This is a genomic window from Micrococcus flavus, from assembly GCF_014204815.1.
GTDB classification, from domain to species: Bacteria; Actinomycetota; Actinomycetes; order Actinomycetales; family Micrococcaceae; genus Micrococcus; species Micrococcus flavus.
The window spans coordinates 2,137,664-2,152,117 of sequence record NZ_JACHMC010000001.1; the positions used below are offsets into that span (position 1 = coordinate 2,137,664).

Sequence of the window (14,454 nt, forward strand, 5' to 3'; positions counted from 1 at the left end):
TCGCCCCGCCGCCCGGCGCGGCCGCCGCTCACACCTCCTCGGCGACGTCCCCCGCGGAGGTGTAGGCCACGGGCGGGGTGCCGTTGACCAGCCAGTCCCCGGCCATGCGCACCTTGAACGCGGCCGGGTCGTGGGTGGCGAGGGTGCGGGCGTTGCGCCAGTGCCTGTCCAGCTGCAGTGCCGCGGAGGTCGCCGAGGCGCCAAGGGTGTCGAAGATGCGCGTGCACACGTCCAGCACGGCGCTCGGGACCACGGCCTGCGCGCGGTAGGCGGCGGCCATGGCCTCCTGCACCAGGGCGGCGTCCCAGGCGGGGGCGGCGTCGTCGTCGCCGTGTCCCGGGGCGGCCTCCGCGGCCTCATCCAGCAGGCGACCGATGGCGCGCACCATCTCCTCCGCCGCGGCCTGCTGCCCGGCCAGCTGGCCCATGATCTCCAGCAGCTGGGGGTCCTGGGCGGGGACGTCGGCGGTGCCCGTGTTGAAGGTGCGGCGGCGGGTGCGCAGCAGCTCGGCGCCCTCCGCGAGCGCCGCCCGCCCGACGCCGGCCAGCAGCGCCAGCAGGGTGGCCTCGAGGAAGACGGGCACGGGCCCGTCCGCGCGGGGCACCTCGAGCAGGTCCTCGGCCGCGGCGCCGTCCAGGATCACGGAGCCGGTGGCGGTGAGGCGCTGGCCGAAGCCGTCCCAGTCGTCCTTCACGCGCACCCGCGGCTGACGCACGCGCACGACGGCGACCGCCCGGTCCGGCTCGCGGACCACGCCCCCGGCGCGCTTGGAGTTGCGGCGGGAGACGAGCCCGGCGCCGTCGATGCCCACCGTGGCGATGGTCCACGTGGCGAAGGCCGTGCCGGTGGCGTAGTACTTCTGCCCCGTGACCACCCAGGTGCCGCCCTCGTCTCGCGCGGCACGGGTGGCGGCCCGGCCCGGGGCCGCGCCCGCCCGCTCGGCCAGCGCGGAGCCGGCCCAGTCGCCCGCCACGACCCGGCGCAGCCAGGGCCCGCGCAGCCGGGCCGGCTGGTCCAGCACGGTGGCGATGAACACCAGATGCGAGCGCCACAGGTGGGCGGTGTTCACGTCCCGGCCGGCGAGGTCCATGAGCAGCCGCAGCACGGTCTCGGACCCGCCGCCCTCGCCGCCGTCCGCCACGGGCACCCCCACGCGGCCGAAGCCCGACTCGCGCAGCCCCTGCTGCACCGCGAAGGGCAGGTGCCGGCCGACCTCGCGGGCGCGTTCACCGTGCCCCACGGCGTCGAGGGCGTCGGCGTAGCGGGCGGCGAGGTCGGCGTAGCTGGTCATGACTCCACTCTGACACGGGATGACGCGGGGCTCGCGCCCCTGCGGAGCATGAGGAACAGGGTCCGCTCCCCGAGCGTCAGGAGCGCCCGGGGCGGAACCGCACACCCCGGTGGCCGGCGGGCAGCCGGGGGCCGTCCCCGGTGAGGTTCTCCCGCAGGGTCCTGCCGGCTTCGGGCTCACGGAGCAGCCCGCGACGGCGCAGCTCCGGGCTCACGAGGGCGGAGAACCGCTCCAGGTCCGCCGGGCGGACGGCGGCGCAGATGTTGAACCCGTCCACTCCGGTCTGGTCCCGCCACCGCTGCAGCTCGTCCGCCACGGTGGCCGGCGATCCGACGATCACCGGGCCGCGGCCGCCGATGCTGACAAACTCCGCCACCTCCCGCACCGTCCACACCCGGTCCGGTGACTCGGTGGTGAATGCCGCGAGCGCCGTCCGGGAAGCCTCGTTCTCTACATGCTCGAGGGGGACATCCGGGTCCAGCCCAGACAGGTCCACGCCGGTCCAGCCGCCGAAGAGCGCGAGGGCCCCCTCGATGTCCACATGCTCCCGGTAGCCCACCAGCCGGGCCTGCGCCTCCTCGTCCGTCTCGGAGACCACCACGGTGACCATGGCGAACACCCGGATCGCGCCCGGCTCGCGCCCGGCCGTCTGCAGCTCCGAGCGCGTCTGGTCCACGAAGCGGCGGACGTGCGCCGTCGTCGGGCCGATGTAGAAGGCGGCCTCGGCATGCTCCCGGGCGAACCGGCGGCCGCGCGGGGAGCCGCCGGCCTGGAACAGGAACGGGGTGCCCTGCGGGCCCGGATGCGCCAGGGCGACACCGGGCACGCGGACGTGCTCGCCGTCGGCGCCGGTGGGGTGGACCTTCGCCGGGTCCGCGAAGATCCCGGCCACGGCGTCGGCGCGGACCGCGCCCGGCTCCACGGAGCCCTCGAACTGGCGGTAGATCGCATCGAGGTACTCGTCGGCCCGGTCGTAGCGCTCGTCATGCGGCAGCTGCTGCTCAAGCCCCAGGTTGCGGGCCGCGGAGTCCTGGTAGCTGGTGACGATGTTCCAGCCGATCCGCCCTGCCGTGAAGTGGTCGAGCGACGCGAGGGTGCGAGCCAGCAGGTACGGCTGCTCGTAGGTGACGGAGGCGGTGACGCCGAACCCGAGGCGGTCCGTCACGGCGCCCATCGCGGAGACCGCCGTGAACGGGTCCAGCAGCGGCCACTGCACGCCGCCGCGGACGGTGGCGTCCACCCCGCCGCCGTAGACGTCGTAGAGGCCGAGGATGTCCGCGAGGAACAGGGCGGAGAAGCCGCCGCCCTCCAGGGTGCGGGCCAGGTCCGTCCAGTAGGAAAGCCGGTCGAACGCGGCGATCCGGGACTCCGGGTGGCGCCACAGCCCCGGGGACTGGTGCACCGGCGTCATCATGTCGAACGCGCAGAGACGGAACGGGACAGGGGCGGGCACAGACTGGGCCTCGGAGTCGTGGGGATGCGGGGCGGGCACAGCGGTCATCGGGCCTCCTGGGTCACGAGGTGGTCGGTCGGGTGGTCCTCGGCGGAGGGGGTGGCAGGGGCGGGACGAGCCTCCGGAACGCGGGGGTCGCCGGCGCCGACCAGGTCCACGTCGTCGGCGCCGCGGGGGTCACGGGCGAGGACGGAGGCCGCCAGGGACAGCACCGCCAGCAGGGTGAGGTAGGCGGCGATCAGCCACGGGGTGCCGTTGCCCGCCTGGAAGAGCAGGGCGGCGATGAACGGGGCGAATCCTCCGCCCACCACGGTGCCGAGCTGGTATCCGAGATTCACGCCGGAGTAGCGCACGCGGACCGGGAACTGCTCGGCGAACCACGCGGCCTGCGGGCCGTACACGGAGTCATGGGCAACGTTGATCACGAGCACCACCACCAGCGGCAGCAGGGACAGGGCCCCGGCCTCGGCCACGAAGAACAGGACCCACCCGGCCACCGCGGTCAGGCAGTAGCCGAGCTGGGACACGCGGCGCCGTCCGTACCGGTCGGACAGGGCTCCCCAGAACGGGGTGGAGATCAGGCCGATCGCCGAGGCGATCATGGTGGCCTCCAGCAGGACCGAGCTGTCCAGACCCTTCAGCACCAGATAGCTGACCAGGTAGGTGGTCACCAGGTAGTAGAGGCCGTTCTGCCCCAGGCGCAGGCCGGCGGTGACCAGCACCGGGCGGGTGTGGTGGCGCAGCAGCTCCAGCACCGGGGCGCTGCTGACGCCGTCGGCCTCCCGCAGCTGCCGGAACTCCTCCGCGTCCTCCACGCCGAGGCGGATGAGCAGGCCGACCACCACGAGCACGGCGGAGGCCAGGAACGGGATGCGCCAGCCGAACGCCGCGAACTGCTCCGGCGTGCTCAGCGCCGTGGTGACGGTGAAGGCACCGGTGGCCAGGAGCATGCCGGCCGAGGATCCGACCTGGGTGAAGGAGCCGAAGAAGCCGCGCCGGCCGGCCGGAGCGTGCTCCACGGACGTCAGGGCGGCGCCGCCCCACTCCATGCCGGCGGACAGGCCCTGCAGGCAGCGCAGCAGCACCAGCCCGACGACGGACCACCATCCGACCTGCTCGAAGGTCGGCAGCAGGCCGATGCCCACGGAGGCCACCCCCATGACCACCAGGGAGACCACCAGGAGCGACTTGCGTCCGACGCGGTCGCCGAAGTGCCCGGCGAGGATGCCGCCCAGGGGGCGAACGACCACACCGACAGCCAGGGTCGCGAAGGAGGCGATCGATCCGCCCAGAGGTGTGGAGCCGGGGAAGAACTGGACGTTGAACACGAGCGCCGCGGCGAGGCCGTAGAGGTAGAAGTCGTACCACTCGATGGTGGTGCCCACGAACGAGCCGAACACGGCCCGCAGCCGGGTGCGGCGGATGCTCTGGACGGTCTGCGCGCTCATCGTGGGTCTCCCTGGGCTGCGGTGCCCTCGGCACCGGCCGCGCCCTCGCCCCCGGCACCGGTCGTGGCAGCACCGGGGGCGTCTCCGATGGCGTTGAGCCCCTCGGGCAGGGTGCCGTTGACGAACCAGTCGCCCACGGAGCGGGCGCGGAACGGGATGGGGTTGTGGGTGGCCACGGTCTGCGCGTTGCGCCAGAACCGGTCCAGGGCCTTGCCGGCCCGGGTGTGGGAGGCACCACCGGCGTGGAACAGCTCAGAGGTCGCGCGGATGGCGGCCTCCGGGACCGTCACCTGCGCCTGCTCGACGGCCAGCTCGGCCGCGTAGATCTCCAGGGCCAGGTCCTGTTCCGCGTCGCCGCCCCCGCCGCGGCGGTCGGCCCGGGCCTCGTCGACCGCGGCGATCGCGGCGTCCAGGGCGTCGGCGGCGTGCAGCACCGTGGCGGTCACGGAGAACGCGGTGGAGGCGATCCTGCCGACCGCCTCCTGGATCAGCGGGTCGTCCCGGTAGCGGGCGCCGGAGCCGGTGTTGAAGGTGCGGGTGCGGCGGCGGACCAGCTCCGCCGCGGTGTCCCGGGCCCCGGTGGCGATGCCGGCGAGCACGGCGAGCAGGAACAGCTGGAAGTAGGCGGCCTCGATCACGGCCTCGGCCGTACCGGTCTGCCGCTCGAACACGTCGGCCCGGTCCACGGGGACGCGGGTGAACACGGCGGTGCCGGTGGCGGTGAGCCGCTGGCCGAAGCCGTCCTAGTCGTCGTAGAGCTCGACGCCCTCCTGGTCCACGGGCACCACAGCGAAGCAGCGTCCCGTGGTGGGGCGGCCGTCGTCGTCCGTCACGGCGGCGGAGACGCGGGTGTGGGTGGAGAACAGAGAGGCGGTGGCGTAGCCCTTGCGGCCGGTCAGCAGGGCGGTGCCGTCCGGTCCCTGCTCGAGCGTGGTGTTCAGGGTGCCCAGGGCATTGCCCGAGGTCTCCGTGGACGCATTGCCCACCGTGGCGCCCTCCAAAACCAGCCGGTACCAGCGGTCCTGCTGCGCTGCGTCCTTGTGGCGCAGGGACTCGAGGAAGCCGTAGTGGGAGCGGTACTGGTGGGCCACGTTGGAGTCGGCGGCGGCCAGGTCCACCAGCAGTGCGGTCAGGGTCCGCACGCTCACCTCGGGACCCCCGTGGGAGCGCGGTACCCGGAGGGTCGCGAAGCCCGCCGCGTTGAGCTCGCGGATCTCCGCGTAGGGCAGGGTGCGGTGCACGTCCCGCTCGGCGGCGCCGGCGGCGATCCGCTCGACGATCGGGGCGAAGCGCCGGCGGAGCAGGGCGAGGTCGGCGGTGTCCGGGACGTCCGGCACCGCCGCGAGCGGCGGCCGGCCGGGGACCGCGTTGACGGTCGGATCGTGGGCGTTGGCTGTGGGCACAGGCATGGAGATGCTCCTCTTCCATCGGTCCCGGCGGTAGCACCGTCGCGTTCCTGCGGAGCAGGGCTGCGGGGGTTGCTGCGGCGTCGTCGATCCGGGTCTCTCGGCCGCTCTGGATGGGTCTGCCCCAGCACAGCACGGCCGGCCCCTGCCCCGGAATCCCCCGCAGGATCCGGTGTCATCCCCGCCCCCGCCGGACGCCCTGAACCGCCCGGCACCGCCCATGTGACCGTCCGCGACCGCTTCCACCCCGACCGACGACCCCGGGCACCGTGCCGGACCCCCGCCGGGCCTACAGTGGCTCGCGCACACCATCCAGAGCGGCACCAGAGACCTGGCTCCTCGACGCCGCAGCAACCCGGGCCCGCGGTCAGCGGACTGCGGGTGCTCCCGCCAGGACCGATGGAAGGAGAACGACGCATGTCCGCGTCCCCGCACACCACCACCGCCCCGGCACCCGAAGCCGCCGTCCGCGGCCCCAACGACGGCGTGCCCACCGCCGCCCTGGCGACCCTGCCGGGCCCGCTGCCGCAGCACCTGGTGGATGCGGCGGACCCGGATGTCCATCCGGGACGTCCCGCGGACCTGTTGCACGGAGGACGAGGCAACGGGGCCGTCGTCGCCGAGTCCGACCGGCTGGCCTTCTGGGAGGCGGTGGGCCGCCGGCTGACCTGGGACACGGACTTCACCCAGGTGAACGACACCGTCCCCACGGACGCCGCCACGGGCACCGCCCCGCAGATCCGCTGGTACGCGGACGGCCGGCTCAACGTGGCCGTGAACTGCGTGGACCGGCACGTGGCGGCGGGGCGCGGGGAGAAGGTCGCCCTGTACTTCGAGGGCGAGCCCGGGGACCGCCGCACCGTGACCTACACGCAGCTGCTGGCAGAGGTCTCCCAGGCGGCGAACGCCCTCGAGGAGCTCGGCATCCGCCCCGGGGACCGCGTGGTCGTGTACCTGCCGGTGCTCGTGGAGACCATCGTGATCGCCCTGGCGTGCGCGCGGATCGGCGCGGTGCACTCGCTGGTGTTCGGCGGGTTCTCCGCGGACGCGCTGCGCTTCCGCGTGGAGGACACGGGCGCCAAGCTCCTGGTCACCACGGACGGCCAGTTCCGCCGCGGCACGGCCGTCCCGGTGAAGGCCCACGCGGACGAGGCCGTGTCCGGGGACAACGCGATCGAGCACGTGCTGGTGCTGGACCGCACCGGCCAGCGGGACATCCCGTGGACCGAGGGCCGGGACCTGTGGTGGCACGACGTCGTCGACCGCCAGCCCACCACCCACGCGGCGCGGGCCTTCGACGCCGAGCACCCGCTGTTCATCATGTACACCTCCGGCACCACGGGACAGCCCAAGGGCCTCGTGCACACCTCCGCCGGGTACCTCGCGGCCGCCTCCTGGACGCACGACCTCCTGTTCTCGCACCCGGACGTGTCCCGGCGGGACACGGACGTGCACTGGTGCACCGCGGACCTGGCCTGGGTCACCGCCCACACCTACGAGATCTACGGACCGCTCTCCAACGGCGTCACCCAGGTGATCTACGAGGGCGTGCCCAACGCCCCGCACCCGGGCCGGCACTTCGAGGTGATCGAGCGCTACGGCGTGACCAGCTACTACACGGCCCCCACGCTGATCCGCTCCCTCATGGGCTGGCATCCGGACGGCATCCCCGCGCGCGAGGACGGCGGCCCCGACCTGTCCTCCATCCGCCTGATCGGCACCGTGGGCGAAGCCGTGAACCCCGAGGCCTGGGTGTGGGCGCGCACGCAGATCGGACGGGACGCCCTCGGCCCCGACGACCCGCGGGACGGCTCCGCCGGCGTGCCCATGGTGGACACGTGGTGGCAGTCCGAGACCGGCTCCACCGTGATCTCCCCGCGCCCCACGGACACCTCGTTCAAGCCCGGCTGCGGCTCCCGCCCCCTGCCGGGACTGGACGTGGCCGTGGTGGACGACGACGGCGCGCCCGTCCCCGCGGACGTCCAAGGCAGGATCGTGGTCACCCGCACGTCGCCGTCGATGGCCCGCACCGTGTGGGGCGACCCGGCGCGCTTCTTCCACTCCTATTGGGAGGACTACGCGGAGCAGGGCTGGTTCCTCGCCGGCGACGGCGCCAAGCACGACGCGGACGGGGACGTCTGGATCCTCGGCCGGATCGACGACGTCATCAACATCTCCGGGCACCGGCTGTCCACCATCGAGATCGAGTCCGCGCTGGTCTCCCACCCCGAGGTGATCGAGGCCGGCGTGTGCCCGGTGCCGGACCCGAGGACCGGCCACGCCGCCGTCGCCTTCGTGGTGGCGCACGCCCGCTGGGCGGCCGGCGACGACGCCGCGGCCGCCGAGCGGGCCCAGGAGCTGCGGGCGCACGTGGGCCGGGTGATCGGCCCGGTGGCCAAGCCGGCCGACGTGGTGTTCGTCCCCGACGTGCCGAAGACCCGCTCGGGCAAGATCATGCGCCGCCTGCTCACCCAGCTGCACCGGGGCAGCCCCCTGGGCGACACCACGAGCCTGCAGAACGAGCCGTGCATCGCGCAGATCGCCAACGTCATGGCCGCCCGCCGCGCCTCCTGACCCCCGCCCCCCGCTTTCGTTCGGGAAACGGCACTTCCCCGAGCGTTTTCGTTCGGAAAGCAGCGCCTCCCCACGCATCCCGTGCGGGAGACGGTGCCCGCCGACGGGCGCCCGCGTCTCCGCCTGGAGGGTGTCCTCGGCGTGGTCCGTGGGCGGCGCCGTCACCGGCGGCGCCCGTTTCCCGAACGACAGCGTTCCAGCGGGTGCCGTTCCCCGAACGACGACGTTCTCGAGCGCGCTTCTTCGGTTCGCTCAGCCCCCGGTGGCGCCGTCGTCGAAGATCTGCCCGACGGGCGTGCGCTTCTCCGCCTGGAAGGCGTCCTCGGCGCGGCCGTGCGCCCAGTACGCGGAGACCGAGAGCGCCCGCCGCTCGATGCCGCGCACGTCGGTCAGGTGGGCCCGCGCGCGCTTGACCTGCCCGCGCTCGCCGTGGACGAACACCTGGACGCGGCCGTCCCGCCACTCGACGTCCTCGACGGCGGCCGCGAACCGGGACGTCTCCGGGGTGAACGGGCCGCCGCGGTGCAGCCAGCGCACCTGGACCCCGGCCGAGGCCGTCAGGTCCAGCTCCTCCTCGGGGCCCGCCACCTCCACCAGCGCGACGCCGACCGCGCCCGGAGCGGTCGCGGCCAGGTCCTCGAGGGCCGCCGCGATCGCCGGGAGCGCGGACTCGTCCCCGGCCAGCAGGTGCCAGTCCGCCGCCGGGTCCGGGCGGTACATGCCGCCGGGGCCCAGGAACGCCACCCGGTCCCCCACCGGCAGGGACGCGGCCCACGGACCGGCGAGGCCGGCGTCGTCGTCGCCCGCCTCCCCGTGGACCACGAAGTCCACGTCCACCGTGCCCGCCGCCGCGTCCACGGAGCGCACCGTGTAGGTGCGGGTCACGGGCATCTGCTCGGGGGCGAGGCGCTCGCGGAGGGTGTCCATGTCATAGGGCGGCTCGAGACCGAGCGCGGGGTCCGCGAACAGCAGCTTGAGGTACTGGTCCGTGGCGCCCTTCTCCGCCCAGCGGGCGTGGAACGTCGCGAACCCCTCCCCGCCGAGCGTGAGCCGCACCAGGTGCGGGGTGAGACGGCGCGCCGCCTGCACGGTGAGCACGGTCTGCGGGCGGGGTGGGCGGTCGGGGGCGACAGGACGGGACATGCGGGCCTCCTGGCGGTGGGTGCGGGCCGGTCGTCGGCCCACTCTGTCACGACGGCGTCGGGTCGGCTCCCGGCGGCCGTCGGCCCGGCACGGCCCCGGGACCCGTCCTAGGGCGTCCAGTAGCATCGGGGGAGCCGTGCCGGCGCCGGACCCCGCCGGACTCCCGGCACTCCCGCCCGCGATCCCCGGAGGAACCCATGACGTCACTGGCCGAGCTCGCCGGAACGTGGACCCTGGATCCGGAGCACACGAGCATCGGCTTCTCGGCGCGTCATGCGATGGTGACGAAGGTGCGCGGGGCGTTCAACGACGTCGCCGGCACCCTGGTCATCGACCCCCGGGGCCTGGAGCACTCCCACGTGAGCGTCACGGCCATGGCGGAGAGCATCGACACCCGCAACGAGAACCGGGACGAGCACCTGCGCTCCCGCGACTTCTTCGACGTCGCCACGTATCCGGACATCACGTTCCGCTCCACCTCGACCGTGGAGCGCGGGGACTGGAGCTTCCTGGTGGTCGGGGACCTCACGCTGCGCGGGGTCGCCCACGAGGTGATCGTGCCGCTCGAGCTGGTGGGCGTGGACGTGGACCCGTTCGGCCTCACCCGCGCGGGCTTCGAGGGCTCGCGCCGCGTGGACCGCCGGCAGTGGGGCCTCGAGTGGAACACCCCCCTGGACTTCGGCGGCGTCCTGATCTCCGAGCGCATCACCCTGGAGTTCGAGCTCTCCCTGATCCGCGACGCCGCGTGAGCCGCGCCTCCGACGCCGACCGCGCCCCGTCCGACCCCCTCCTCGTCCCGGGCCCTCCTGCGGGCACCGGGCGTCTGCTGTCCCTGCTGGTCGCCGCCGCGTTCGTGGTGATCCTCAACGAGACGATCATGTCCGTGGCCCTGCCCACGCTCATGCAGGAGTTCGCCGTCACGGCCGCCACCGCCCAGTGGCTCACCACCGGCTTCATGCTCACCATGGCCGTGGTCATCCCGTTCACCGGGTGGCTGCTCACCCGGCTGCCGCTGCGGGCCGTGTTCGTGCTCGCCATGTCCACGTTCCTCGCGGGCACCGTCATGGCGGGCCTCGCTCCCGTGTTCGGCGTGCTGATCGCCGGGCGGGTGGTGCAGGCCGTGGGAACCGCACTGATGATGCCGCTGCTGATGACCACCGTGATGAATGTGGTCCCCGTGACCCGGCGCGGCGCCACCATGGGCGTGATCTCCGTGGTCATCTCGGTGGCCCCGGCGACCGGGCCCACCGTGGGCGGGGTGATCCTCGAGCACCTGACGTGGCGGTGGATGTTCGGCACCGTGGCGCCGATCGCCCTGGCCGCCCTGGTGGCCGGGTCGGTGTGGGTGCGCGACGTGACGGAGCGGCGGCGGGTGCCCCTCGACGTCGTCTCGGGCCTGCTCTCCGCCGCCGGGTTCGCCTCCCTCGTCTTCGGGCTGTCCTCGATCGGCGAGGCCGCCGCCGGCCATGCGCCGCTGCCCCCGGTGCTGCCGATCGCCGCCGGTGTCGTGGTCCTGTCCGTGTTCGCGGCGCGCCAGCTCCGCCTGGGGGACGCGGCCCTGCTCGACCTGCGGGTCCTCGCCCGCCCCGGGTACGCGGTGCCCCTGGGCGTGCTGCTCGTGGGGATGATGGCCCTGTTCGGCACACTGATCCTCCTGCCGCTCTACCTGCAGTCCGTGCTCGGCTGGGACGCCCAGGCCACGGGGCTGGCCCTGCTGCCCGGCGGCCTGGTGATGGCCTCGGTGGCCTACGTCACCGGCCGGGCCTACGACCGCGTGGGCCCGCGCCCCCTCGTGCGCCCCGGCGCCGTCCTCGCCGCCGCCGGGCTGTGGGGCTACGCGCTCCTCCTCGGCCCGGCGACGACGGCCGGCCTGGTGACGGCCCTGCACGTCACCCTGTCCGCGGGGCTGGGGCTGCTGTTCGGGCCGCTGATGACCACCGCCCTGGGCGCCCTCGACCGCCCGCAGTACCCGCACGGCTCGGCGCTGCTCTCCACGCTCCAGCAGGTGGCCGCCGCGACGGGCACCGCCGTGTTCATCACCGTGCTCACCGTGGGCACGGCCGCGGGCCTGGCGGCCGGGGCCGGTCAGATGGAGGCCACCATGCGCGGCGTCCACACCGCCTTCCTCACCGGCGCCGTCGTGCACCTCGTCTCCCTGGTCGGCGCGTTCCGGGTGCGCCGGCCGGCACCGGCGCCTGAGACGGCGGGCTGAGGCCGTGCCCCTGGTCCTGCTCGTCCTCGTCTCCCTGCTGAGCCAGCAGCTGGGCGCCTCCGTGGCGGGCCTGCTCTTCGACGACGTCGGCTCGGCCGGCATGGTCGCGCTGCGCATCGTCTTCTCCGCCGCGGTCCTGCTCGCCGTCACCCGGCCCTCGCGTGCCACGCTGGCCGGGCTCGGCCGGCCCGGGTGGGCCGCCGTCGTCGGGCTCGGGGCCGCGATGACCGGCATGAACCTGATGATCTACGAGGCGTTCGCGCGCATCCCACAGGGCGTGGCGGTGACGTTCGAGGTGCTCGGCCCGCTGGCGCTGTCCGTGCTGGCCCGGCCGTCCTGGCGCTCGGGGCTGTGGGCGGCGATCGCCCTGGCGGGCATCGCCGTGCTGGGACGGGACGGGTTCTCCCCCGAGAGCGGGATCCACGCCGCCGGCCTGGATCCCGTGGGCGTGGCGCTCGCCCTGGGCGCGGCGGCGTGCTGGGCCGGGTACATCGTGCTGTCCCGACGCGCGGGCACCCATCTGCCCGGTGTGCAGGGCCTGGCCCTGGCGGCGGCGGCGGGGTCGCTGCTCGCGGTGCCGGTGGGCGTGGGGACGGCCGGGACCGCGCTGGCCGACCCCGTGGTGCTGGCGGTGGGCCTGGCGGTGGCGCTGCTGTCCACGGCCGTGCCGTACGGGATCGAGATGCAGGTGCTGCGGCGCATGCCCACAGCCCTGTTCTCCCTGCTGACCTGCCTGTCCCCCGTGGCCGCGGCGCTGACGGCCTGGGCCGTGCGCGGCCAGGAGCTCGGCGGGCCGGACCTGGCGGGGATGGCGCTGGTGATCGCCGCCTGCGCGGCCGCCGTGTGGACCGGCCGCGAACGCCCGGTCCGGGGCGCGGGTTCCGGGCTGGGCGGCCGCGGCGCGCTCAGCGGGCGCTGAAGGCCGCGATCCAGAGGACGGCCGGGAGGGCCACGGCGATCAGTGCGAAGAAGCCGACCACGAGGGCCCGTCCGCCGCGGGAGCCCACGTTCACCGTGGTGCCGACGCCGTAGCCGGGACGCTTGGGCACCATGACGCGAGAGTCCTCGGGGTCCTTCATCAGGCCCGCCGCGGTCCAGCGGGCGTCCTCGGCCTCGTCCTCCGGGGTGGGTCGGACCCCGGCCTCGGCGGCCCGCGCACGCATGGCCCGCTGCTGCCACGCGACGATCGGGCCCATGGCCAGCAGCGTGCCACCCAGGACGAGGGTGGCGCCCAGGGGCATGACCCACCACGGCAGGGCGCCGTCCCCGCCGCCGAGCACGGTGAGGGTGGTCGGGACCGTGAGCAGGGAGACCAGGAGCATCACCACGCCCACCAGCACCGTGGTGCCGCGCGCGGTCCCCTCGGTCTGGAAGCGCCGCCATGGGTTCGGCTCGGCCGGGCCGTGTGCGCCGGCGGCGGTCGGCTGCCCCGCACCCATGCGGACCAGCGGGATGGTCAGGGCCATGACCGCGCACGTGCCGAGGGAGATGAGCGGGCCCAGCGCGAGCGAGCCGAGCGAGGTGTCCTCCCACGCGTCGGGGCGGCCGTCGGGGCCCCAGTGCGTGGGGATCCGGTCCGGCAGGCCGGGCAGGGCGAGCCACGCGGCCACGATCAGGCCGAGGTTGAGCAGGGCCGCGGCCAGCAGCGGCAGCCAGGAGCGGCCACGACCGGCGCGGAGGGCGTCGGCGTACGGGTCGGACGGCCCGGGCGAGGGCGGAGTGTCATGAGTCACACCCTCAGCCTATGGGGTCCATGTGCGGGGGCCGTGTCCGGGCCCACCCTCGCAGGGCGGGACCTCCGGCCCGCCCGGTTACGCGGTTCCCGTGAGGGCGAGGACCGCGTAGACCAGCATCGGGGAGGCGAGGGCCACGCCGGCCACCGCGGTCCACCGCCAGGCGACACGAGCCGAGGACGTCAGGAAGGTCCGCACGGTCGCCACCACCGCCGCGGCCAGGCCGAGCAGGGCCACCACCACGATGCGTGATTCGATCCGTGCCACCGCGTCCTCCGTGCCCCAGGGAGCGGAGAGGCCCTGGACGAAGGTGAGGGCGAGGAGCAAGAAGCACACCAGCACCGCCGAGGGCGTGCCCAGCAGCACCCAAGCCGCCACCGCCGTGATGCGGGCCGTCACCAGGGAGCGTGGGGTCGGCTCACGCGGCGGGGCCCACCCACCACCCGCAACCGGCGGGGTCGGTGGCGACGGCGACCCGTCACCGCGCCCCGGCGTCCCCCCGCCCGTCCCCGTTCCGGGGTCGTGTCCGGCTCCTGCCTGCATCATGGCCCCCTCCGTCTCGGCTCCAGGATGTCAGGATGGCCGGATGAGCGCAGAGTTCTCCACAGGCACCCGACTGCTCCTGATCGCGGACACCCACATCCCGAAGAAGGCGCGCGCCATGCCCGCCCAGGTGTGGGAGGAGGTGGCGCGGGCCGACGTCGTGCTCCACGCCGGCGACTGGGTGGACGAGGCCGTCCTGGACGAGCTCGAGGCGCGCGCGGCGCGCGTGGTGGGCGTGTGGGGCAACAACGACGGGCCCGCCCTGCGGGGGCGGCTGCCGGAGGTGGCGCGCGTGGAGCTGGGCGGCGTGCGGATCGCGATGGTCCACGAGACGGGCGCGGCCGCGGGACGCGAGAAGCGCATGGCCGCGGCGTTCGACGACGTGGACGTGCTGGTGTTCGGGCACAGCCACATCCCGTGGGACACCGTCGCCGGCCCCGAGACCGCGAACCCCGGGCTGCGCCTGCTCAACCCCGGCTCCTGCACGGACCGCCGCCGCCAGCCCGTGTGCACGCTGTTGCGGGCGGTGGCGCAGGACGGCGAGCTGACCGAGGTGGAGCTGGTGCCGGTGGACCGCACCCCCTGACCCCCGGCCGCCCCTGCGTGACGCCGGGTGTCGTCCGCGACTCCGCCCCCGCCGCGCCCGGGCCG

13 protein-coding genes are annotated in these 14,454 nt (G+C 74.7%); 5 read left to right on the forward strand and 8 right to left on the reverse strand.

What is annotated here, in order from left to right; all coding sequences use genetic code 11:
- Nucleotides 1-28: 28 nt before the first annotated feature.
- The 5 genes from BJ976_RS09905 to BJ976_RS12080 form a co-directional block, all read right to left on the reverse strand.
- Nucleotides 29-1,291 carry an acyl-CoA dehydrogenase family protein gene (locus tag BJ976_RS09905; protein WP_135030213.1) on the reverse strand — a complete coding sequence of 421 codons (1,263 nt, stop codon included), beginning with the start codon at nucleotides 1,289-1,291 and terminating at the stop codon, nucleotides 29-31.
- A 76-nt stretch (nucleotides 1,292-1,367) separates the two neighbouring features.
- On the reverse strand, nucleotides 1,368-2,792 hold the full coding sequence (locus BJ976_RS09910) for an LLM class flavin-dependent oxidoreductase (protein ID WP_135030212.1): 1,425 nt from the start codon (nucleotides 2,790-2,792) through the stop codon (nucleotides 1,368-1,370).
- Nucleotides 2,789-4,192 carry an MFS transporter gene (locus tag BJ976_RS09915; RefSeq protein ID WP_135030211.1) on the reverse strand — a complete coding sequence of 468 codons (1,404 nt, stop codon included), beginning with the start codon at nucleotides 4,190-4,192 and terminating at the stop codon, nucleotides 2,789-2,791. Before BJ976_RS09915 ends, BJ976_RS09910 begins: the two co-directional genes overlap by 4 nt.
- Nucleotides 4,189-4,896, reverse strand: coding sequence for an acyl-CoA dehydrogenase family protein (locus BJ976_RS12075; protein WP_229667467.1), 708 nt, complete (start codon nucleotides 4,894-4,896; stop codon nucleotides 4,189-4,191). The genes BJ976_RS09915 and BJ976_RS12075 overlap by 4 nt, the downstream gene beginning before the upstream one ends.
- Before the next feature lie 39 nt (nucleotides 4,897-4,935).
- Nucleotides 4,936-5,601 (reverse strand): acyl-CoA dehydrogenase family protein, encoded by a 666-nt coding sequence (locus BJ976_RS12080; protein ID WP_229667465.1) that lies wholly within the window; start codon nucleotides 5,599-5,601, stop codon nucleotides 4,936-4,938.
- Nucleotides 5,602-6,015: 414 nt separating this feature from the next.
- Here BJ976_RS12080 and acs point away from each other — a divergent pair, with 414 nt between their 5' ends.
- The gene (acs, locus tag BJ976_RS09925) at nucleotides 6,016-8,172 is read left to right on the forward strand and encodes an acetate--CoA ligase (protein WP_135030210.1); all 2,157 of its coding nucleotides are present in this window, start codon (nucleotides 6,016-6,018) and stop codon (nucleotides 8,170-8,172) included.
- Between the two features lie 252 nt (nucleotides 8,173-8,424).
- Here the strand turns inward: acs and BJ976_RS09930 are convergent, their stop codons facing one another.
- Complete coding sequence (locus BJ976_RS09930; protein ID WP_135030209.1) at nucleotides 8,425-9,315, reverse strand: siderophore-interacting protein; 891 nt, start codon at nucleotides 9,313-9,315, stop codon at nucleotides 8,425-8,427.
- 197 nt (nucleotides 9,316-9,512) lie between these two features.
- On the opposite strand from BJ976_RS09930, the gene BJ976_RS09935 reads away from it, so the two are divergent.
- Genes BJ976_RS09935 through BJ976_RS09945 form a run of 3 tightly spaced genes read left to right on the forward strand, consistent with a single transcriptional unit; the run spans nucleotide 9,513 to nucleotide 12,446 of the window.
- A complete protein-coding gene (locus BJ976_RS09935) occupies nucleotides 9,513-10,064 on the forward strand; it encodes a YceI family protein (RefSeq protein ID WP_135030208.1) in 552 nt (183 codons plus the stop codon).
- Nucleotides 10,061-11,527 (forward strand): MDR family MFS transporter, encoded by a 1,467-nt coding sequence (locus tag BJ976_RS09940; protein ID WP_135030207.1) that lies wholly within the window; start codon nucleotides 10,061-10,063, stop codon nucleotides 11,525-11,527. The genes BJ976_RS09935 and BJ976_RS09940 overlap by 4 nt, the downstream gene beginning before the upstream one ends.
- 4 nt (nucleotides 11,528-11,531) lie before the next feature.
- Nucleotides 11,532-12,446 (forward strand): EamA family transporter, encoded by a 915-nt coding sequence (locus BJ976_RS09945; RefSeq protein ID WP_135030206.1) that lies wholly within the window; start codon nucleotides 11,532-11,534, stop codon nucleotides 12,444-12,446.
- Here the strand turns inward: BJ976_RS09945 and BJ976_RS09950 are convergent.
- Nucleotides 12,433-13,260, reverse strand: coding sequence for a DUF1648 domain-containing protein (locus BJ976_RS09950; protein WP_135030205.1), 828 nt, complete (start codon nucleotides 13,258-13,260; stop codon nucleotides 12,433-12,435). The genes BJ976_RS09945 and BJ976_RS09950 overlap by 14 nt on opposite strands.
- A gap of 78 nt (nucleotides 13,261-13,338) precedes the next feature.
- Nucleotides 13,339-13,659, reverse strand: coding sequence for a hypothetical protein (locus tag BJ976_RS09955; protein WP_135030204.1), 321 nt, complete (start codon nucleotides 13,657-13,659; stop codon nucleotides 13,339-13,341).
- A gap of 187 nt (nucleotides 13,660-13,846) precedes the next feature.
- Between BJ976_RS09955 and BJ976_RS09960 the strand changes: the two genes are divergently transcribed.
- Nucleotides 13,847-14,389: a metallophosphoesterase family protein gene (locus tag BJ976_RS09960; protein WP_135030203.1), complete on the forward strand. Its 543-nt coding sequence runs from the start codon at nucleotides 13,847-13,849 to the stop codon at nucleotides 14,387-14,389.
- Nucleotides 14,390-14,454 lie beyond the last annotated feature (65 nt).

Excerpts from the sequence above, each read along its gene's own strand:
- BJ976_RS09905 (WP_135030213.1), bottom strand. The coding sequence starts at position 1,291 with ATGACCAGCTACGCCGACCTCGCCGCCCGCTACGCCGACGCCCTCGAC.
- BJ976_RS09910 (WP_135030212.1), bottom strand. The coding sequence starts at position 2,792 with ATGACCGCTGTGCCCGCCCCGCATCCCCACGACTCCGAGGCCCAGTCT.
- BJ976_RS09915 (WP_135030211.1), bottom strand. The coding sequence starts at position 4,192 with ATGAGCGCGCAGACCGTCCAGAGCATCCGCCGCACCCGGCTGCGGGCC.
- BJ976_RS12080 (WP_229667465.1), bottom strand. The coding sequence starts at position 5,601 with ATGCCTGTGCCCACAGCCAACGCCCACGATCCGACCGTCAACGCGGTC.
- acs (WP_135030210.1), top strand. The coding sequence starts at position 6,016 with ATGTCCGCGTCCCCGCACACCACCACCGCCCCGGCACCCGAAGCCGCC.
- BJ976_RS09930 (WP_135030209.1), bottom strand. The coding sequence starts at position 9,315 with ATGTCCCGTCCTGTCGCCCCCGACCGCCCACCCCGCCCGCAGACCGTG.
- BJ976_RS09935 (WP_135030208.1), top strand. The coding sequence starts at position 9,513 with ATGACGTCACTGGCCGAGCTCGCCGGAACGTGGACCCTGGATCCGGAG.
- BJ976_RS09960 (WP_135030203.1), top strand. The coding sequence starts at position 13,847 with ATGAGCGCAGAGTTCTCCACAGGCACCCGACTGCTCCTGATCGCGGAC.